This window comes from Jejuibacter sp. L23, assembly GCF_050815825.1.
GTDB lineage: Bacteria > Pseudomonadota > Gammaproteobacteria > Enterobacterales > Enterobacteriaceae > Jejubacter > Jejubacter calystegiae.
Genome location: NZ_CP138199.1, coordinates 1,888,426 through 1,909,743 on the forward strand (window position 1 = coordinate 1,888,426; position 21,318 = coordinate 1,909,743).

General features: G+C 56.4%; 16 protein-coding genes. 12 read left to right on the plus strand and 4 right to left on the minus strand.

Annotated features, from left to right (window positions below; all coding sequences use genetic code 11):
* Positions 1 to 86: 86 nt before the first annotated feature.
* On the plus strand, positions 87 to 1,235 hold the full coding sequence (locus tag SCU88_RS08710) for an MFS transporter (RefSeq protein WP_138096614.1): 1,149 nt from the start codon (positions 87 to 89) through the stop codon (positions 1,233 to 1,235).
* 378 nt (positions 1,236 to 1,613) lie between these two features.
* On the opposite strand, the gene pflA is transcribed toward SCU88_RS08710, so the two are convergent.
* The 4 genes from pflA to ycaO all read right to left on the minus strand — a co-directional run bounded on the left by pflA (position 1,614) and on the right by ycaO (position 7,879).
* On the minus strand, positions 1,614 to 2,354 hold the full coding sequence (pflA, locus tag SCU88_RS08715) for a pyruvate formate lyase 1-activating protein (RefSeq protein ID WP_138096618.1): 741 nt from the start codon (positions 2,352 to 2,354) through the stop codon (positions 1,614 to 1,616).
* A gap of 172 nt (positions 2,355 to 2,526) precedes the next feature.
* On the minus strand, positions 2,527 to 4,809 hold the full coding sequence (gene pflB, locus SCU88_RS08720; protein WP_138096620.1) for a formate C-acetyltransferase: 2,283 nt from the start codon (positions 4,807 to 4,809) through the stop codon (positions 2,527 to 2,529).
* Between the two features lie 49 nt (positions 4,810 to 4,858).
* Positions 4,859 to 5,716: a formate transporter FocA gene (focA, locus tag SCU88_RS08725; protein ID WP_138096622.1), complete on the minus strand. Its 858-nt coding sequence runs from the start codon at positions 5,714 to 5,716 to the stop codon at positions 4,859 to 4,861.
* Between the two features lie 396 nt (positions 5,717 to 6,112).
* Positions 6,113 to 7,879, minus strand: a complete 1,767-nt coding sequence (gene ycaO / locus SCU88_RS08730; protein ID WP_138096624.1) for a 30S ribosomal protein S12 methylthiotransferase accessory factor YcaO — start codon at positions 7,877 to 7,879, stop codon at positions 6,113 to 6,115.
* 289 nt (positions 7,880 to 8,168) lie between these two features.
* Between ycaO and serC the strand changes: the two genes are divergently transcribed.
* The 11 genes from serC to kdsB all read left to right on the plus strand — a co-directional run bounded on the left by serC (position 8,169) and on the right by kdsB (position 21,222).
* Positions 8,169 to 9,257: a 3-phosphoserine/phosphohydroxythreonine transaminase gene (gene serC, locus SCU88_RS08735; RefSeq protein WP_138096626.1), complete on the plus strand. Its 1,089-nt coding sequence runs from the start codon at positions 8,169 to 8,171 to the stop codon at positions 9,255 to 9,257.
* 68 nt (positions 9,258 to 9,325) lie between these two features.
* Positions 9,326 to 10,612: a 3-phosphoshikimate 1-carboxyvinyltransferase gene (aroA, locus tag SCU88_RS08740; protein WP_138096628.1), complete on the plus strand. Its 1,287-nt coding sequence runs from the start codon at positions 9,326 to 9,328 to the stop codon at positions 10,610 to 10,612.
* Between the two features lie 252 nt (positions 10,613 to 10,864).
* Positions 10,865 to 11,542 (plus strand): (d)CMP kinase, encoded by a 678-nt coding sequence (gene cmk / locus SCU88_RS08745; RefSeq protein WP_175339765.1) that lies wholly within the window; start codon positions 10,865 to 10,867, stop codon positions 11,540 to 11,542.
* Positions 11,543 to 11,651: 109 nt separating this feature from the next.
* Entirely contained in the window at positions 11,652 to 13,325 is a 1,674-nt protein-coding gene (gene rpsA / locus SCU88_RS08750) for a 30S ribosomal protein S1 (protein ID WP_138096632.1), read from the plus strand.
* Positions 13,326 to 13,415: 90 nt separating this feature from the next.
* Positions 13,416 to 13,700: an integration host factor subunit beta gene (gene ihfB, locus SCU88_RS08755; protein WP_138096634.1), complete on the plus strand. Its 285-nt coding sequence runs from the start codon at positions 13,416 to 13,418 to the stop codon at positions 13,698 to 13,700.
* 226 nt (positions 13,701 to 13,926) lie between these two features.
* The gene (locus tag SCU88_RS08760) at positions 13,927 to 16,197 is read left to right on the plus strand and encodes a DNA internalization-related competence protein ComEC/Rec2 (RefSeq protein ID WP_431810113.1); all 2,271 of its coding nucleotides are present in this window, start codon (positions 13,927 to 13,929) and stop codon (positions 16,195 to 16,197) included.
* Positions 16,198 to 16,240: 43 nt separating this feature from the next.
* Complete coding sequence (msbA, locus tag SCU88_RS08765) at positions 16,241 to 17,989, plus strand: lipid A ABC transporter ATP-binding protein/permease MsbA (RefSeq protein ID WP_138096638.1); 1,749 nt, start codon at positions 16,241 to 16,243, stop codon at positions 17,987 to 17,989.
* Positions 17,986 to 18,966, plus strand: a complete 981-nt coding sequence (gene lpxK, locus SCU88_RS08770; RefSeq protein ID WP_175339767.1) for a tetraacyldisaccharide 4'-kinase — start codon at positions 17,986 to 17,988, stop codon at positions 18,964 to 18,966. Before msbA ends, lpxK begins: the two co-directional genes overlap by 4 nt.
* A 53-nt stretch (positions 18,967 to 19,019) precedes the next feature.
* Entirely contained in the window at positions 19,020 to 20,261 is a 1,242-nt protein-coding gene (locus SCU88_RS08775) for a DNA glycosylase AlkZ-like family protein (RefSeq protein ID WP_175339768.1), read from the plus strand.
* A gap of 35 nt (positions 20,262 to 20,296) precedes the next feature.
* A complete protein-coding gene (ycaR, locus tag SCU88_RS08780) occupies positions 20,297 to 20,479 on the plus strand; it encodes a protein YcaR (protein WP_138096644.1) in 183 nt (60 codons plus the stop codon).
* The gene (kdsB, locus tag SCU88_RS08785; RefSeq protein WP_138096646.1) at positions 20,476 to 21,222 is read left to right on the plus strand and encodes a 3-deoxy-manno-octulosonate cytidylyltransferase; all 747 of its coding nucleotides are present in this window, start codon (positions 20,476 to 20,478) and stop codon (positions 21,220 to 21,222) included. The genes ycaR and kdsB overlap by 4 nt, the downstream gene beginning before the upstream one ends.
* The last annotated feature ends 96 nt before the right edge of the window (positions 21,223 to 21,318 follow it).

Below are 21,318 nucleotides of genomic sequence, written 5' to 3' on the forward strand. Positions count from 1 at the left end.
AATATTCGGCGCTGAGGGTGGATTGACAATGTTTTTGCCGGTGGCATGATGCGCTCACTTACCTCCTTCCATACGGTTTAAAACACATGTCTGTCTGGACCCGGCCAGTGCTTTTTCTGCTCTGTGGCCTGCTTTTGCTGACCCTGGCGATAGCGGTGATGAACACGCTGGTGCCGCTGTGGCTTGCCCATGACCAACTGCCGACCTGGCAGGTGGGGATGGTCAGCTCCTCTTATTTCACCGGTAACCTGCTGGGCACGCTGATTACCGGACTACTGGTGAAAAAGCTGGGTTTTAACCGTAGCTACTGGCTGGCATCGTTGATTTTTGCCGTAGCCTGCGCCGGTCTGGGACTGGCGGTCGGCTTCTGGAGCTGGCTGATGTGGCGTTTTGTGGCCGGTATCGGCTGTGCCATGATCTGGGTGGTGGTGGAAAGCGCGCTGATGTGCAGCGGTACCTCCCGTAATCGTGGGCGTCTGCTGGCTGCTTACATGATGGTCTACTACATGGGGACCGTGGCGGGTCAGTTGCTTATCAGCAAGGTATCTACAGAGCTGCTGAGCGTACTACCCTGGGTCACCGCGCTGGTGCTGGCAGGTATGCTGCCGTTGTTATTTGCCCGCATTCTGAGCGGCCATGGCGAGCACCAGGCCGCCACGCCGATGTGGAGCATGCTGCGTTTGCGTCAGGCGCGTCTGGGGGTTAATGGCTGCATTATCTCCGGGATAGTGCTGGGTTCGCTGTACGGGTTGATGCCGCTGTGGCTGAACCATCAGGGAATCAGCGATGCCCATATTGGTTTCTGGATGGCGGTCATGGTCAGCGCCGGGATTGTCGGTCAGTGGCCAATTGGTCGCCTTTCTGAGCGCTATGGGCGGCTGCTGGTGCTGCGGGTTCAGGTGTTTGTGGTGATTCTGGGCGCGCTGGCGATGCTGAGCAACGCGGCGATGGGTCCGTCGCTGTTTATTCTGGGGGCGGCGGGCTTTACCCTCTATCCGGTCGCCATGGCCTGGGCCTGTGAAAAGGTGGAACACCATCAGCTGGTGGCAATGAACCAGGCGCTGCTGTTGAGTTACACCCTGGGGAGCCTGGCGGGCCCCTCCCTGACCTCAATGCTGATGGAGCGCTACTCTGATAATCTGCTGTTTATCACTATCGCCAGTGTGGCCTTCGTCTATCTGATGATGCTGCTGCGCAAAGCGGGCCATCATCCGACCCCGGTGGCGCACGCCTGATTTTCTCTGACCCTCAACGTACCAGGCCATAGCCTGCGTCGTTGAGGGCGATCCTGCCTTAGCTCCCCGTTCCCGGTTTTTCAGAAGTTCGTTTTTATCCCACTGAATATACAGTAAAGTTTTCCGGTCAGACGTGTGCTCGTTTTTTAGGGCGCCAGAAATATTTGATCTCTTAATTAACTTACAGGAGCCCTTGTGTTCAGAGAGCTGAAAATCGCAGCCGCTCAGTTTAAACCTGTTCGTGGCGATAATCGTTTGCCTGTAGTTGGATAGCAGCACCTGTTTTAGCTCCGAACTTTTCTGTTGGCGATTATGGTGGGAACGAGGGGATAAAAGAGAAGGGGAGCCGGGGGAGGCCAGCTCCGTTCGGATGGGGAGTCAGTACATCACCTTATGACCATACTGTTCCAGGATGCCCTTAACCCGTTCCATGGTCTCTTTCGGCGGTGGTTTTACGCCGTCCAGCTTGTACTCTTCACCCATGGCGACCCATTTGTGTTTGCCCAGCTCGTGATAGGGCAGTAGCTCGATCTTTTCGACGTTCCCCATATCGCGGGTAAATTCGCCGAGTCGATGCGCGGAGTCATCGTCGTCCGACCAGCCGGGTACCACCACGTAGCGAATCCAGGTGTTAATGCCTTTGTCCGACAGGTAGCGGGCAAACTCCAGAGTACGGTGGTTGGAGACGCCGACCAGCAGCTGGTGCACATCATCATTCATCTGCTTGAGATCCAGCATCACCAGATCGGTGACCTCCAGCAGTTCGTCGATAACCGGATCGTAACGACGTACAAAGCCGTTGGTGTCCAGGCAGGTGTGGATTCCCTCTTTTTTACAGGCGCGGAACCAGTCGCGCACGAACTCTGCCTGCAAAATGGCCTCGCCGCCGGATGCGGTAACGCCACCGCCGGAAGCATTCATAAAGTGGCGATAGGTCACAACGTCTTTCATCAGATCTTCGACGGTAATCTCTTTACCGCCGTGGGTGTCCCAGGTATCGCGGTTATGGCAATAGAGGCAGCGCATCAGGCAGCCCTGGAAGAAGGTGATAAAGCGAATACCGGGACCGTCCACGGTGCCGCAGGATTCGAAGGAGTGAATGCGACCAATAGCTGACATTGCGATGTTATCTCCAGTTGGGCGCCCGCCGGGGCGGGGTTGCGCGGTCTGAGTGCCGCGTCGAGTCAATTTTGTGGGATTCCCTGGCAGGGAGTCTTACAAAAGCGGCTCTATAAAGAAGGCTCCACACCAGGTGGAGCCTTTTTATTTTACACCTTTTCAGTCAATCCCATTAAATGGACTGAGTGAAAGTACGGGTAATAACGTCCTGCTGCTGCTCTTTAGTCAGAGAGTTGAAGCGAACAGCGTAGCCGGAAACGCGGATGGTCAGCTGCGGATATTTCTCCGGGTTTTCCATCGCGTCGAGCAGCATTTCGCGGTTCATGACGTTAACGTTCAGGTGCTGACCGCCTTCGATGCTGGCTTCATGGTGGAAATAACCATCCATCAGGCCTGCCAGGTTGGTCTTACGCACTTCGTCATCTTTACCCAGCGCGTTCGGCACGATAGAGAAGGTATAGGAGATACCATCTTTCGCGTAGGCGAACGGCAGTTTAGCAACGGAAGTCAGAGAGGCAACGGCGCCTTTCTGGTCACGACCGTGCATCGGGTTAGCACCCGGGCCGAACGGAGCACCGGCGCGACGGCCATCCGGAGTGTTACCGGTTTTCTTACCATAAACCACGTTAGAGGTGATGGTCAGAACCGACTGAGTCGGGATAGCGTTGCGGTAGGTGGTCAGCTTCTGAATTTTCTTCATGAAGCGCTCTACCAGGTCTACGGCCAGGTCATCAACGCGCGGATCGTTATTACCGAACTGCGGGTATTCGCCTTCGATTTCGAAGTCGGTCGCCAGACCATCTTCGTCACGAATCGGCTTAACTTTTGCGTACTTGATAGCAGACAGGGAGTCAGCCGCAACGGACAGACCGGCGATACCGCAAGCCATGGTGCGAACAACGTCACGGTCGTGCAGAGCCATCAGAGAGGCTTCGTAGCTGTACTTGTCATGCATGTAGTGGATGATGTTCAGGGCGGTGACATACTGCTTCGCCAGCCAGTCCATGAAGTGATCCATGCGATCCATAACGGTATCGAAGTTCAGCACCTCGTCTTTGATCGGCGCTTCTTTCGGGCCAACCTGCATTTTCAGCTTCTCGTCCACGCCGCCGTTGATAGCATACAGCATGGTTTTCGCCAGGTTTGCACGGGCACCGAAGAACTGCATCTGCTTACCAACGATCATCGGGCTTACGCAGCAGGCGATAGCATAGTCGTCGTTGTTGAAATCCGGACGCATCAGGTCATCGTTCTCATACTGTACGGATGAGGTGTCGATGGAGACTTTCGCGGCGAATTTTTTGAAGTTCAGCGGCAGTTTTTCAGACCACAGAATGGTCATGTTCGGTTCCGGAGACGGCCCCATGGTGTACAGGGTGTTCAGGAAACGGAAGCTGCTTTTGGTGACCAGAGTACGGCCGTCGAGACCCATACCGCCGATAGATTCGGTTGCCCAAATCGGGTCGCCGGAGAACAGTTCGTCATATTCCGGAGTACGCAGGAAGCGAACCATACGCAGTTTCATCACCAGGTGGTCGATCATTTCCTGAGCGTCCTGTTCGGTGATTTTGCCTGCTTTCAGGTCACGGTCGATGTAAACATCCAGGAAGCTGGATACGCGACCGAAGGACATCGCAGCGCCGTTCTGAGATTTAACGGCGGCCAGGTAGCCGAAGTAGGTCCACTGTACGGCTTCCTGAGCGTTGGTTGCCGGGCCGGAGATATCGCAGCCGTATTTAGCCGCCATCTCTTTGATCTGACCCAGTGCGCGATGCTGTTCAGCGATCTCTTCACGCAGACGGATGGTCGCTTCCAGATCTTCGCCGTTCTCCAGTTTGGTCTGCAGAGAGGTAAACTGGGCGAATTTGTCTTTCATCAGGTAGTCGATACCGTACAGCGCAACGCGACGGTAGTCACCGATGATACGACCGCGGCCGTAGGCATCCGGCAGACCGGTCAGCACGCCGGATTTACGGCAGCGCAGGATGTCCGGAGTATAAACATCGAATACGCCCTGGTTGTGGGTCTTACGGTACTCGGTGAAAATCTTCAGGATTTCCGGGTCGATTTCACGATCGTACGCCTTGCAGGAGTTAACGATCATTTTGATGCCGCCGAACGGAATCAGACCACGCTTCAGCGGTTTTTCAGTCTGCAGACCCACGATCTTTTCCAGATCTTTGATGATGTAGCCGGCATCGTGAGAGGTGATGGTAGAAGCTACGGCAGTATCGAAATCAACCGGCGCGTGAGTGCGGTTTTCGATTTTAACGCCTTCCATAACGTCATCCCACAGACGGGTAGTCGCATCGGTAGCGCCCGCCAGGAAGGATTCGTCGCCCTCATACGGGGTGTAGTTTTTCTGGATGAAGTCACGTACGTTGACTTCATTCTGCCAGTCACCTTTAGCAAAACCTTCCCAGGCTGTGGCTAACTTTTCATTAAGCTCGGACATGTAACACCTACCTTCTAATGTGGAGTTCTTATTTACCGCCCGGCGAGACTTAGTGCTTGTCGCCGCCGCGCAGATAAATCACCCAATACGTCAATCCAACCAGTAAACCACCACCGATGATGTTACCGATAGTCACCGGAATCAGGTTATCGGTGATGAAATGGGTTACGGTCAGATGTGAGAAACTTTCCGGCGTAGCGCCAATCGCCTGCCAGAATTCTGGTGAGCCGAAGTTGCGAATCATGATGCCCATGGGGATCATAAACATATTCGCAATGCTGTGCTCAAAGCCGCTGGCGACAAACATGCCGACGGGGAGCACCATAATCATAGCCTTATCCATCAGGCTGCGGCCGGAGTAGCTCATCCAGACCGCCAGGCAAACCATCAGGTTGGCCAGAATACCGAGGCATACGGCTTCGATAAATGTGTGATGCATTTTGTGGTCGGCCGTCTGCAGGACATTCAGTCCCCAACCGCCATTTGCCACCATATACTCACCGGACAGCCAGATGAGTAGAACAAAAAGTAGTGCGCCGATCAGGTTGCCAAGATAGACGTTAATCCAGTTTCTTGCCAGTTGTCCCCAGCTGATCCGGCCGCTGGCTTTGGCGACCACAATCAGTACCGTAGAGGTAAACAGGTCGGCGCCGCAGATCACGCAAAGAATAAGGCCGAGAGAGAAACAGATACCACCGATCAGTTTGGCGATGCCGTAAGGCATATCGGCAGTGCCCGTTGTGGCAGTGATATAAAAGACGAAAGCGATAGAGATGAATACGCCCGCAGTAATGGCTAGAAAAAAAGTGGTCAGCGGATGTTTTGTTGCCTTATAAACACCCGCTTCTTCGGCAACTTTCGCCATAGCGGGTGGAAGTAACAGATCAAAAGGGTTGTCAGCTTTCACACTAACTCTCTCTTAACTAAGTCGGCGAGGAGATACTAACAAAGCATTATAGATGAGAATTTGATGCAGATCATATCTCGCCTGGCTAATGGGCCTGATAAATGTGTGTTTAATGCACATTTTCAGTGTAATTGATTGAATTAATTAGTAAAAATAAATTTTAAGATTTACGTGTTGAGTTGAAATATTTTCGATTCCTCCTCCTGTGCGGTTAATTTATTTGAATTATTGATGAAATTAAGTAACTGAAAGGCAAGACGGGTAAATTATTTATTTACCCATATTTAACCGCAGAGTTACATCTGGGCGACGCTGCGCAAAATAAAAAAACGGGGCGTCAGAAACGCCCCGTAATATAGCAAAATCCGCTCTACCCCAAGAGGGGTAGAATCAATTTTATTGCGCTTTGGTCTGGAATTGCGCCTTGGCGCGCTGAAGTTTTCCCCAGGCTCCCAGCAGCGCGCGATGCGCCGGGAAGGCGTGCAGATCGCTGTCTACCGTCTGCAGCCCGTAGAAGGGGGCTTCACCACTCATCGCCTGACTGGCGGCGTCGACCGTGTCAGCCCCGTACATACGGATAAAGGCATTCAGGTACTGTAGCGGTTCGCGCTCCTCTTCCATTGATAGCAGAAGCAGGGTTTGCAGACAGCGGTAGTAGCGGGCGCGCTCCGGGCTGAAGAGGGAAGCGTTAAACTCCATGGTCCATTCGGTCCAGATCAGCGCCTGATCCAGATCGCCGCCTGCCAGAGCCAGCATAGCCTTCAGCTCGCCAATGCGCAGGGTGTGCCAGCCGTTATCTTTCCCGGTGGCCAGACCCAGCAGTTCGCGAACCCGGGTAAAATCATCCAGTCCTTCGTCGTCCAGGCGTTCAATCAACTGCAGATATTCCTCTTTCTGCCAGCGGCTGTCCGGCAGACTCAGGATGGTATCGCGCAGGTGGCTGCCCATATTGTTATTGGCGAGCCACAAATCTTCCGCCGGATAGATATCGGACATGCCCGGCACCAGAATGCGGCAGGCGTAAACCCCCAGATGCTCGTAGTCGGCGATGTAGACCTCTTTATCTTCGGCATTGAAGATGGCCATCAGCGCGGCGAACTCTTCGGCGGTGGTGCCAGAGAAGTTCCAGTCCACGAACGGGTAATCGGCATCCTGTTTAAACATATCCCAGGAGATCAGGCCGCTGGAGTCGATAAAGTGCGTCTCCAGGTTAGCGTGTTCGGCTACCTCTTCGTCGTCGAAGGTTGGCGGGGTAAAGACATCCAGATCCTTCAGGCTACGGCCCTGAAGCAGTTCGGTAACGGTACGCTCCAGCGCCACGCCGAAGTCAGGATGGGCGCCAAACGAAGCAAAGCAGGTGCCGTTTTCCGGGTTAAACAGCACTACGCAGATCACGGGATATTTACCGCCCAGCGAGCCGTCATAGGCAAAGATCGGGAAGCCTTCGGCTTCCAGCTTTTCAATGGCGGCCACCACGGCGGGATAGCGTGCCAGTACCTCGCCCGGAATCTCCGGCAGGCTGATACTCTCGGCGATAATCCGGTTTTTAATATGGCGTTCGAAAACTTCGGACAGTCCCTGAACTCGCGCCTCGTTGGCGGTGTTGCCCGCCGACATGCCGTTAGACACGTACAGGTTACCGATGATGTTCATCGGAATATAAACGGTCTGATTATCCGACTGACGTACGAAGGGCAGGGCGCACACGCCGCGCTGGGTGTTACCGGTCTGCAGGTCGACCAGTTGGCTGCCGGTCAGCGCGCGATCCGGATCGTAAAAATCATGCAGACGCGGATCCAGGATCCCTTCCGGCAGGCTATCGTCCGCCGGGATCGGGAACCACTTCTCGTTAGGGTAATGCACGAAGGGTGCGTTAGCCTGACTTTCTCCCAGCCAGAAGTCGGCGAAGAAATAGTTGGTGGACAGGCGCTCAAAATATTCGCCCAGCGCCGATGCCAGCGCGGCTTTTTCCGTGGCCCCTTTACCGTTGCTGAAACACAGCGGACACTCCTTATCGCGAATATGCACAGACCAGACATTGGGAACCGGGTTGAGCCAGGAGGCCTCTTCAATATTAAAGCCCAGGTCGGCGAGCTTTTTCTGGAAACCGGCGATGGAATCTTCCAGCGCGGCGTCTTTACCGGGAATAAAGGTTTGAGTCATAGCTGTTCACTTTCGTCGTACGCAAAGCGCGCAATGATACGGGTTTTGGCGGCGGGGTGCCATCTTCCCGGGCGGGGGGAAATAAAGAAAAATGGTGGGCTAACGGTGGGTATCTGGCAGGGGGGCCAGATAATTCTGCCAGGGGGGCGTGTTTTTCTGGTTGAATCTCTGGCTTGCACGGGGCGGCAAACCCTTAACCTCAGGGATTATCCGTTGCAGGCGGCACCACTGAGTGATAAAACCGATAGCCACAGAAGAAACAGATTGCTTAATACATTCGGTGAGGGAAATGACGCAGGTCTATAACTTTAGTTCCGGTCCGGCTATGTTGCCGGTAGATGTCCTTAAACTGGCTCAGGAAGAGCTGTGCGACTGGCAGGGCTTAGGGACTTCCGTGATGGAGATCAGCCATCGCAGCAAGGAGTTTATCGGGGTGGCTGAGCAGTCGGAAAAAGATTTACGCGATCTGCTGCAAATCCCGGATAACTACCGGGTATTGTTCTGCCACGGCGGGGGCCGGGGCCAGTTTTCGGCGCTGCCGCTCAACCTGCTGGGAGACAAAACCACGGCCGACTATGTGGATGGCGGATACTGGGCGGCCAGCGCGGTTAAAGAGGCGAAGAAATATCTGACGCCTAACGTTATCGATGCCAAAATTACCGTCGACGGTAAGCGCGCCCTGAAACCGATGCGCGAATGGCAGCCGACGCCGGGCGCCGCCTGGCTCCACTACTGCCCGAACGAAACCATCGACGGTATCGCTATTGATGAAACGCCGGACTTCGGTGACGACGTCGTGGTCGCGGCGGATTTCTCCTCCACCATTCTTTCCCGCGCTATTGATGTCAGCCGTTTTGGCCTGATCTACGCCGGAGCTCAGAAGAATATCGGCCCGGCAGGGCTGACGCTGGTTATCGTGCGTGAAGACCTGCTGGGTAAAGCCAGCAAGGCCTGTCCTTCGATCCTGGATTACACCGTATTGAACGAGAACGGCTCCATGTTCAATACGCCGCCCACCTTCGCCTGGTATCTGGCGGGGCTGGTCTTTAAGTGGCTGAAAGGCAAAGGCGGTGTGCCTGCCATGGAGGCCATTAACCAGCAAAAAGCGGCGCTACTGTATGGCACCATCGATCGCAGCGATTTCTACCGCAACGATGTCGCCGACGCCAACCGCTCACGAATGAACGTGCCGTTCCAGTTGGCGGACAGCAAGCTGGATGCGCTGTTCCTTGAAGAGTCCTTTGCTGCCGGGCTGCACGCGCTGAAAGGCCATCGGGTCGTGGGGGGAATGCGCGCCTCCATTTATAACGCCATGCCGCTGGAAGGCGTGAAGGCACTAACCGACTTTATGGTCGATTTCGAACGACGTCACGGGTAATCCGGATGCGTCTTTGCCCCGTACCTTGAGTACGGGGCTGGCTATTTTTATTGAGAGTTTTTGACTGTATGCAGGAATCCCTGACCCTGAAGCCGATTGCCCGCGTTGACGGCGCTATCCATCTTCCCGGCTCCAAGAGCGTTTCTAACCGTGCGTTGTTACTGGCGGCTCAGGCCAATGGCACCACGCGTCTGACCAATCTGTTGGACAGCGATGACGTACGCCATATGCTTAATGCCCTTAAGGCGTTGGGTGTGAGCTATCAGCTTTCCGACGATCGCACCATCTGTGAAGTCACTGGCGTGGGCGGCCCGTTGCAGTCTTCCGGCGCGCTGGAGCTGTTTCTGGGGAATGCCGGTACCGCTATGCGCCCGCTGGCGGCGGCGCTGTGCCTGGCGGACAACGACATAGTACTGACCGGCGAACCGCGCATGAAAGAGCGCCCCATCGGCCATCTGGTGGATGCCCTGCGTCAGGGCGGCGCGCAGATCGACTATCTGGAGCAGCAGGATTACCCGCCGCTGCGCCTGCGGGGCGGCTTTCGCGGCGGGAAGGTGTCGGTCGACGGCAGCGTTTCCAGCCAGTTTCTGACCGCGTTGCTGATGACTGCGCCGCTGGCGCCGGAAGACACTCTGATTACGATTAAGGGCGAACTGGTTTCAAAACCCTATATCGATATCACCCTGCATCTGATGAAGAGCTTTGGCGTTGACGTGGAAAATGACAACTACCAGCGCTTTATCGTACGCGCCGGCCAGCAGTATCAGGCGCCGGGCGACTATCTGGTCGAAGGGGATGCATCATCGGCCTCTTACTTCCTGGCCGCCGCGGCTATCCGGGGCGGTACCGTGACCGTCAGCGGTATCGGTCGTCATAGCGTGCAGGGCGATATCCGGTTCGCCGACGTGCTGGAAAAAATGGGCGCGAAGATCGTCTGGGGTGATGACTATATTGCCTGCACCCGCGGCGAACTGAACGCCATTGATATGGATATGAACCATATTCCTGATGCGGCGATGACCATCGCTACCGCGGCGTTGTTTGCCCGCGGCACGACCTGCCTGCGCAACATCTATAACTGGCGGGTGAAAGAGACCGACAGGCTTTACGCCATGGCGACCGAGCTACGTAAGGTGGGAGCCGAGGTTGAAGAGGGTGAGGATTACATCCGCATTACACCGCCGCAGCAGCTTAAATTTGCTGAAATCGGCACTTACAACGATCACCGTATGGCGATGTGCTTCTCGTTGGTGGCCTTATCTGATACGCCGGTAACGATTCTGGATCCCGGCTGTACCGCCAAAACCTTCCCGGATTATTTCGAGAAACTTTCTGGCATCAGCACGCTTGCCTGATCGGCAAAGAGGCCTCTAATTCGGGGCCTCTTCCTGACGCTTCATTACACTCCCCATCGCTGAATTCTTCTACACTCTGCCTGATTGTTCCGGTTATGACGTATTTAGGATAACAGTCAGGCGGCTTGCAGCGTATAATGCGCCGCGTTTATGTATGGCCGCCTGTGCCCGACGTATCCCGGAAGCATCCGGCGGCGTATTGCCGTCGCCGCGTGGGCTGAGAGTGGGGGCAGGCTATAAAAGGAGAACAAGATGACGGCACCTGTGATTACAGTCGATGGCCCCGGCGGCGCTGGCAAAGGCACACTCTGCAAGGCGCTGGCAGCCGCGCTGGGCTGGCATCTGCTGGATTCCGGCGCGATCTATCGGGTACTGGCGCTGGCAGCGCTGCACCATCAGGTAAATCTTGAGTCCGAAGAGGCGCTGGCTCCTCTGGCCGCGCACCTTGACGTGCGCTTTGTGGCAGAGGAAGAGGAGCTACAGGTCATTCTGGAAGGCGAGGATGTCAGCGGTGAAATCCGTACCCAGGAGGTGGCCAATGCCGCTTCACAGGTAGCGGCGTTTCCCCGGGTGCGCGAAGCCCTGTTGCGCCGTCAGCGCGCTTTCCGGGAAGCCCCCGGGCTTATCGCCGACGGGCGTGATATGGGGACCGTCGTTTTCCCTGATGCGCCGGTAAAAATATTCCTCGACGCCTCTTCTGAGGAGCGTGCGCGCCGCCGTATGCTACAGTTGCAGGAGAAGGGCTTTAGTGTTAACTTTGAACGCCTTTTGGCCGAGATACAGGAACGCGACTCCCGCGATCGTAATCGGTCAGTAGCGCCTCTGGTACCGGCAGAAGATGCTCTGGTACTGGACTCAACGCGTTTGAGCATTGAGCAAGTTATTGAAAAAGCGCTACAATACGCCCGCGAAAAGCTGGCGCTCGCATAAGCGACAGAATTTGCAGTACCCGCGGCAATGGAGTGTTTGCGGGCATGTTAAACAACCCCATCCGGCATGAAGCCAGGTGGACGTTAAAAAGTGATCCTGAAGATTAAACATGACTGAATCTTTTGCTCAACTCTTTGAAGAGTCCCTGAAAGAAATCGAAACCCGTCCGGGTTCCATTGTTCGCGGTGTTGTTGTTGCTATCGACAAAGACGTTGTACTGGTTGACGCCGGTCTGAAGTCTGAGTCTGCCATTCCGGCTGAGCAGTTCAAAAACGCCCAGGGCGAACTTGAAATCCAGGTGGGTGACGAAGTTGACGTTGCTCTGGATGCAGTAGAAGACGGTTTCGGTGAAACCCTGCTGTCTCGTGAGAAAGCCAAGCGTCACGAAGCATGGCTGATGCTGGAAAAAGCCTACGAAGAAGCAGAAACCGTTACTGGTGTTATCAACGGCAAAGTCAAGGGCGGCTTCACTGTTGAGCTGAACGGCATTCGTGCGTTCCTGCCGGGTTCCCTGGTAGACGTGCGTCCGGTACGCGACACCGTGCATCTGGAAGGCAAAGAGCTGGAATTCAAAGTAATCAAGCTCGACCAGAAGCGTAACAACGTTGTTGTTTCCCGCCGTGCGGTGATCGAGTCTGAAAACAGCGCCGAGCGCGATCAGCTGCTGGAAAACCTGCAGGAAGGCATGGAAGTTAAAGGTATCGTTAAGAACCTCACTGACTACGGTGCATTCGTTGATCTGGGCGGTGTTGACGGCCTGCTGCACATCACTGATATGGCCTGGAAGCGCGTTAAGCATCCGAGCGAAATCGTCAACGTGGGCGACGAAATCACTGTTAAAGTGCTGAAGTTCGACCGCGAGCGTACTCGTGTATCCCTGGGCCTGAAGCAGCTGGGCGAGGATCCGTGGGTCGCTATCGCTAAGCGTTATCCGGAAGGCACCCGCCTGACTGGTCGCGTTACCAACCTGACCGACTACGGCTGCTTCGTTGAAATCGAAGAAGGCGTTGAAGGTCTGGTTCACGTTTCCGAAATGGACTGGACCAACAAAAACATCCACCCGTCTAAAGTTGTTAATGTGGGCGACGTTGTGGAAGTTATGGTTCTGGACATCGACGAAGAGCGTCGCCGTATCTCCCTGGGCCTGAAGCAGTGCAAAGCCAACCCGTGGCAGCAGTTTGCTGAGACCCACAACAAGGGCGATCGCGTTGAAGGTAAAATCAAGTCTATCACTGACTTCGGTATCTTCATCGGCCTGGACGGCGGCATCGACGGTCTGGTTCACCTGTCTGACATCTCCTGGAACGTGGCTGGCGAAGAAGCCGTTCGCGAGTACAAGAAGGGTGATGAAATCGCAGCCGTGGTTCTGCAGGTCGACGCAGAGCGTGAGCGTATCTCCCTGGGCGTTAAGCAGCTGGCAGAAGATCCGTTCAACAACTACGTTGCGCTGAACAAGAAAGGTGCGATCGTTAACGGTAAAGTGACTGCTGTAGACGCGAAAGGTGCTACAGTAGAATTAGCTGACGGCGTAGAGGGTTACCTGCGCGCTTCTGAAGCTTCTCGCGACCGTATCGAAGACGCCACTCAGGTTCTGAGCGTGGGCGACGACGTTGAAGCTAAGTTCACCGGCGTTGATCGTAAAAACCGCGTTATCAGCCTGTCTGTTCGTGCGAAAGACGAAGCTGACGAGAAAGATGCTATCGCTTCTGTGAACAACAAGCAGGAAGAAGGCAACTTCACCAACGCTATGGCTGAAGCTTTCAAAGCGGCGAAAGGCGAGTAATCCCGTAAGGGCGCTAAATAAAAGGCGGCTACGGCCGCCTTTATTCGATGAGAGCTGTAAAATCTATTCCTGAAGGAAACCGGAGGAAACATGACCAAGTCAGAATTGATTGAAAGACTTGCCAGCCAGCACACCCATATCCCGGCCAGAACCGTGGAAGATGCGGTAAAAGAGATGCTGGAACATATGGCCTCTACTCTTGCCCAGGGCGAGCGTATTGAAATCCGGGGGTTTGGCAGCTTCTCCTTGCACTACCGCGCGCCGCGCGTTGGGCGTAACCCGAAAACGGGCGACAAGGTGGAACTGGAAGGTAAATACGTTCCCCACTTTAAGCCGGGTAAAGAGTTACGCGATCGCGCTAATATTTACGGTTAAGCACAGTCTGACTGCTGCCAGAGGGCGCCCTGAGGGGCGCCCTTTTTCTTTTCTACCTGCCCGATGTCGCGCCTGCCCGTTGGTTCAGTTTCTGAATTCCGCTTCCATGATGTCTGTCGCTGTTGCACTGCCGTGCCTGTTTACCGGAAACCGGTACGCAGTCCTGAAATCACGTGGATGACGATGCGGTACACCGCCGCCAGACTGGATGAAAAAGGAGGTGGCGGTGTCGGTTACGGGAGTGTCTCTGTGTGTGTTAATTGGCCTGGCGCCATTGCTGTGGTTACCGTCGTTACCGGGGCCGGGATGGATATATGGGCTGATGGCGATAGCGGGCTGCTGCGCCGGGTGTGGTACGTGGTTAGCGCCACGGGCAGGCGGCTATCTGGCGCTGGTTCTGTGTGTTGCCTGTTGGGGAGTGCTGGCAGCGCATGCTGCGCTGTGGCCAGCCTATGCGTTGACCAAACATCCGCTTGAGGCTGAGGTGAGCGTCACTCGCCTTGAAGCAGGGCAGGTACGTCAGGTACAGCTACTGCACAGCGGCTTGCGCTGGTTTACTCCGGGGCCCATGGTGAGGATCCAGGAGTTTACCACCGATGAAACCGTTTGTCCTGGCCAGCGCTGGCGCATGACGCTGCGCCTGTCGCCGATTCATGCCCGGCTCAATCAGGGGGGATTCGATGCCCAGCGTTATGGGGTAGCCCGTGGCGAGGTGCTACGAGGGCGAGTTGTCTCCGCCAGCCGTATTACCGCCGGTTGTGGCGCTCGTGAGGGACTGATGGCACACACCCGGGCGCTAACTCAGGGGCTTGTGTGGCAGGAGACGCTGATCGCGCTGGCGTTTGGCGAACGTGCGGAGGTTTCCGCAGAGATCAAAACGCTACTGCGTGATACCGGCACGGCGCACCTGATGGCGATATCCGGGCTGCATATTGGCCTGGCGGCGGGCGTTGGCTGGCTACTGGCGCGTCTGGTTCAGCCTTTGCTGGGCACGGTGAGAATCGGCTGGCGCTTCCCGCTATTGGCCAGCCTGCTGTTGGCATTGAGCTACACCTGGCTGGCTGGCGCGCAACCGCCAGCGCTGCGCAGCATGTGGGCGCTGATCATCTGGGCGCTACTGCGGTTGAGTGGGCGTGACTGGCACGGCTGGCGGGTCTGGCTATGCTGTGTAGCGGGCATTTTGTTTGCCGATCCCATGGCGCTGCTTTCCGACAGTTTCCTGCTTTCCGCCGGTGCGGTGGCCGGACTGCTGTTCTGGTATCAGTGGATGCCCTTTACCGGGCAACGCCTTCCGCTACTGCTACGTTACCCATTGGGGTTGTGTCATCTGCAGCTGGGAATTGGGTTGCTGCTGTTACCGCTCCAGGCGGCCATTTTTCATGGCGTCAGTCTGACCGCCTGGGTTGCCAATTTACTGGCGGTACCCTTGGTTTCGCTGGTCACGGTGCCGCTGATTCTGGCCGCATTGCTGACGCTGGCGATACCGTCGTTGGCTTACGGATTTCTGTGGATGGCGGATCGCTCGCTGGCGGCGCTATTTTACTGCCTGAACGCACTGCCTGCCGGGTGGCTGGAACTGGACGCCCGCGCCGTTGCCGTCATGCTGTTTCCCTGGTTTGGCGTGGTGCTGTGGCGCCTGTGGGGGTGGCGCTATTTTCCCGGGTTGACGCTGGGGATTCTGGCATTACTGGGTACGCCTTTATGGCGCCAGACCGCGCAGCCAGGCTGGCAGGTACATATGCTGGATATTGGCCACGGGCTGGCGATAGTGGTGGAGCGCAACGGGCGGGCGTTGCTGTATGACAGCGGTAATAGCTGGCCGGGAGGCGATGCCGGTCAGCGTATCATCGCCCCCTGGCTACGCTGGCAGGGGTTGGTGCCCCAGAGACTGATACTCAGCCATGAGCATCTGGATCACAGCGGCGGGCTGGCCAGCCTGCGCGCGATTTGGCCAATGATGCGGGTGCGAAGCTCGTTGGGTGAAAAAGACCATATGCCCTGTTGGCAGGGGATGCGCTGGCGGTGGCAGGAACTGGATTTTTCAGTGCACTGGCCGCCTCGCAGCTGGCGCGGGGTGGGCAATAATCGTTCATGCGTGGTGAAGATTAGCGACGGGCGCCACAGTATTCTGCTGACCGGCGATATCGAAAACATCGCTGAGCAGGCCATGGTCCGCAGTCAGGGCAAAGCGCTGCGTGCCGATGTGCTGCAGGTCCCCCATCATGGTAGCCGTACTTCCTCCACGCCAGCGCTTTTGCGTCAGGTAAATCCGGAACTGGCCATCGCTTCTCTGGCGCGCTACAGCGCCTGGCGGTTGCCCTCTGTGGTTGTGGTCAGGCGCTATCGGCAGCGCAATATCGCATGGTATGACACGGCGCGACACGGCCAGATTACGCTACGCTTTGGGGAGGAAAAACCACGCCTGACGAGCTTCAGAGCGCAAATTTTGCCCCGTTGGTACCATCAGTGGTTTGGCGTGGCCCCGGTTAACAGGTAGAATATGCGGCTATTTCATCAATGCTAACAGCTGGTTCGACTTAATGCACAACGATAAAGATCTCTCCACATGGCAGACTTTCCGCCGACTGTGGCCAGTCATTGCACCTTTTAAAACAGGTCTGATCGTGGCAGGGATAGCCTTAATCCTCAATGCAGCCAGCGATACCTTTATGCTATCGCTGCTCAAACCGTTACTGGATGACGGCTTTGGTAAAACTGACCGTTCCGTGCTGCTCTGGATGCCGCTGGTGGTCATCGGGCTGATGGTTCTGCGTGGCGTGACCAGCTATATATCCAGCTACTGCATCTCCTGGGTTTCCGGAAAGGTGGTCATGACAATTCGTCGCCGCCTGTTTGGCCATATGATGGGCATGCCGGTGGCCTTTTTCGATAAGCAGTCCACCGGTACGCTGCTGTCGCGTATTACCTATGATTCCGAGCAGGTGGCCTCTTCCTCTTCCAGCGCTCTGATTACCGTGGTGCGCGAAGGGGCGTCTATCATCGGCCTGTTCATTATGATGTTCTACTACAGCTGGCAGCTGTCGATGATTTTGATCGTGCTGGCGCCCATCGTTTCCTTCGCCATTCGCGTGGTCTCCAAACGCTTTCGTAGCATCAGTAAGAACATGCAGAACACCATGGGGCAGGTGACCACCAGCGCTGAGCAGATGCTGAAAGGCCATAAAGAGGTCCTGATTTTCGGCGGTCAGCAGGTGGAAGCAGAGCGTTTTAACAAGGTAAGCAATAAAATGCGTCAGCAGGGGATGCGTATGGTTTCCGCCACCTCTATCTCCGATCCGCTGATCCAGCTTATTGCCTCCCTGGCGCTGGCATTTGTACTCTATGCCGCCAGCTTTCCCAGCGTGATGGAAAACCTGACCGCAGGGACTATCACCGTGGTCTTCTCGTCTATGATTGCGCTGATGCGTCCGCTGAAATCGCTGACTAACGTTAACGCCCAGTTCCAGCGCGGTATGGCGGCCTGCCAGACCCTGTTCAGTATTCTCGACACCGAACAGGAGAAGGATACCGGTACTAAGGTTATCAAACGTTCTCAGGGCGATATTGAGTTCCGCGATGTGACCTTCAGCTATCCGGGCCGCGAAACGCCGGCGTTGCGCGATATCAACCTGACCATTCCGGCGGGCAAAACGGTGGCGCTGGTAGGGCGTTCCGGCTCCGGTAAGTCGACGATAGCCAGTCTGATCACCCGTTTCTACGATATCGATAAGGGTGAAATTCGTATCGATAACAATGACATTCGCGAATATACCCTGGCATCGTTGCGTGACCAGGTTGCGCTGGTCTCTCAGAATGTGCATCTGTTTAACGATACCATCGCTAACAATATCGCCTATGCGCGTACTGAACAGTACAGCCGCGAGGATATCGAGAAGGCGGCGCGCATGGCCTATGCCATGGACTTTATCGAGAAGATGGACGAGGGGCTGGATACGGTGATTGGCGAAAACGGGGTGCTGCTTTCCGGCGGTCAGCGTCAGCGTATCGCCATCGCGCGTGCGCTACTGCGCGACAGTCCGATTCTGATCCTTGACGAAGCCACTTCAGCGCTGGATACCGAATCTGAACGCGCCATTCAGGCGGCGCTGGATGAACTCCAGAAAAACCGTACCTCGCTGGTGATTGCTCACCGCCTGTCTACGATCGAACAGGCCGATCAGATCGTGGTGGTGGAAGATGGGCTAATTGTGGAACGGGGTTCACATACCGAACTGCTGGAGCATAAAGGTGTTTACGCCCAGCTTCACCGGATGCAGTTTGGCCAATGATAGAGAAGATCTGGTCCGGACGATCGCCGCTCTGGCTACTGTTGCTGCCGTTATCCCTGCTGTATGGGCTGATAAGTGGCGTGCGACGACTGGGTTACCGGCTGGGCTGGAGTAAGGTCTGGAAGGCGCCGGTGCCGGTTGTGGTAGTGGGCAACCTGACCGCGGGCGGTAACGGGAAAACGCCGGTGGTGGTGTGGCTGGTGGAACAACTCCAGCAGCGCGGCATACGCCCTGGCGTGGTCTCTCGCGGCTATGGCGGTAAGGCTTCACAGTATCCGCTACTGCTAACGCCGCAGACCTCCAGCCTCGAAGCAGGTGATGAACCGTTACTGATTTATCAGCGTACCGGTGCGCCGGTGGCGGTGGCGCCGGTGCGTAGTCAGGCGGTGCAGGCGCTGCTGGCGCTGGAAACGCCGCCGCAGATCGTGATTACCGATGATGGCCTGCAACACTATGCGCTGGCGCGCGATAAAGAGGTGGTGGTCGTTGATGGCGTGCGTCGCTTCGGTAACGGCTGGTGGTTACCGGCCGGGCCGATGCGCGAACGTGCCGGGCGACTGAAGTCCGTGGATGCGGTGATTGCCAACGGCGGTCAACCGCGCCCCGGTGAAATCGCGATGCGCCTGGTGCCTGGCGATGCCGTTAATCTGCTCACCGGCGAGCGATGCCCGGCACGTGAACTTCATGATGTCGTCGCCATGGCCGGTATTGGTCATCCGCCGCGTTTTTTCGCTACCCTTGAACAGTGCGGCGTAACGCCGGTGAATACCCTGGCGCTGGCGGATCATCAAGCCCTCAGCGAAGCGCAGGTCAGCAGCTTCTGCCAGCCGGATCAGACGTTATTAATGACTGAAAAGGACGCAGTTAAATGCCGTAGCTTCGCCCGGGAAAACTGGTGGTATCTGCCAGTTGAGGCGCAACTGACCGGCTCACAGGCAGAACGCCTGATGACCGACCTACTTAACCTGGTGCGTTAAGGCCGCGCTGTGGTGGTATGCGGTCCTGACGCCTGAAGGCGTAGAGGAGTCCCGTGACCAGAATTCCCCTTTCACTGCGAGCCGCCCGTCGGCTCCATCTTGCAGCCCAGGGGCTGTTGCTAAAACCGCGGCGCGCTACCGGACCACAGGCGCTGTTGGCAGCCATCTCTCGTATGTCCCTGTTGCAGATTGACACCATTCACGTTGTTGCCCGTAGCCCTTATCTGGTGCTGTTCAGTCGGTTGGGCACATATCCCATAAACTGGCTGGACGAAGCGCTGGCACGCGGCGATCTCATCGAATACTGGGCCCATGAGGCCTGCTTTCTCCCCCGGGGTGACTTCGCACTGGTACGCCACCGGATGCTGGAGCCGGAAAAGATGGGGTGGAAGTACCGGGCTCACTGGATGCGTGAACATCAGCAGGAGATCGAAGCGCTACTAAGCCATATCGAACATCATGGCCCGGTACGCGCTGCCGACTTTGAGCATCCGCGTAAGGGCAGCAGCGGCTGGTGGGACTGGAAGCCGCACAAGCGTCATCTGGAAGGGCTGTTTACCGATGGCCGCCTGATGGTTCGCGAGCGCCGCAACTTTCAGCGTGTTTACGACCTGGCCCGCCGGGTGATGCCCGACTGGCAGGATGAGCGAGACCTGTTCCCCAGACCGGATGCTGAACGAAGAATGCTGGAAAACAGCGCCCGTAGTCTGGGGATTTTTCGCCCCGGATGGCTGGCTGATTATTATCGCCTGCGTCACGTGGCGCTGTCGCCGCTGCTGGCAGAGTGGCAGCAGCGCCAGCAGATAATTGCGGTGGATGTTGAAGGACTGGGGGAGATGTGGGTGCACCACTCGTTGGCACCGCTACTGGATCGCGCGTGCAGCGGGCGGTTACGCGCCACCCATGGAGCCGTACTCTCGCCGTTTGATCCCGTAGTGTGGGACCGTAAGCGTGCCGAACAGTTGTTCGGTTTTCGTTACCGGCTGGAATGTTACACGCCTGCGCCAAAACGCCAGTTCGGCTATTTTGTGCTGCCCCTGCTGTGGCGCGGCGAGCTGGTGGGGCGCATGGACGCCAGAATGGCGCGACGTGACGGGGTACTGGAAATTATCGGTCTGTGGCTGGAGTCAAAGGTGCGCGTTGGGCAAAGCATGATTGATGGGATACAGACGATGATAAGCGATTTTGCGTGCTGGCAGGGGGCGACCCGCATCGTCTGTGGTCAACTTCCTCAGGCACTGGCGGTGCGGTGGGGCAAAGGCTGGGAAATTCCCGGCATGCCTGTGGTATGCTGAACGTCTTATGCTACCCGGTCCATTCTGGAGGATTTATGGATCATCGCCTACTTGAAATCGTGGCCTGTCCGGTCTGTAACGGCAAACTCTGGTTCAATAAAGAGACGCAGGAGCTGATCTGCAAGCCAGACAGCCTGGCATTTCCGCTGCGCGACGGTATTCCCGTGTTACTGGAAACCGAGGCCCGTTCACTCAGCGCGGAAGAGACTAACCCATGAGTTTTGTCGCCATTATTCCTGCCCGCTATGCGTCATCCCGCCTGCCGGGCAAGCCGCTGATGGATATTCACGGCAAACCGATGATCGTTCACGTACTGGAACGTGCCCGGGAATCTGGCGCAACGCGTATTATCGTAGCGACTGACCATACGGACGTGGCGAAAGCCGTTGAAGCCGCAGGGGGCGAAGTTTGCATGACTCGCGCCGACCATGAGTCTGGTACCGAGCGTCTGGCAGAAGTCGTGGAAAAATGCGGCTTTGCCGATGATACCCCGATTGTGAATCTACAGGGCGATGAGCCGATGATTCCGCCGGAAAACCTGCGTCAGGTAGCGGAAAACCTGATTGCCAGCGGCGTGGGGATGTCCACGCTGGCGGTGCCAATTGAGGATGCGCAAGAGGCTTTTAACCCGAACGCGGTAAAGGTGGTGTGCGACAGTAAAGGCTTCGCGCTCTATTTCTCCCGCGCCACCATTCCCTGGGATCGGGACCGTTTTGCCCGCTCCCGCGAAGAGCCTGGCGATTCGCTGTTGCGACATATTGGTATCTATGGCTATCGCGCTGGCTTTATCCGCCGCTACGTTAGCTGGGCGCCCAGCCCGCTTGAGCAGCTAGAAAAACTGGAGCAGCTTCGGGTGCTGTGGTACGGCGAAAAAATCCATGTCGCAGTGGCCCGGAAGGTGCCCGGCACCGGCGTGGATACGCCAGAAGACCTTGAACGGGTCCGCGCCGCGATGGGCTAAACCAGAAAAACCTCCGATACGGAGGTTTTTTTATGCCACCCGGTATGGATTTGATCTGGTGGGGGGTATTTCACCGCCATCGGTACCATTATAAAG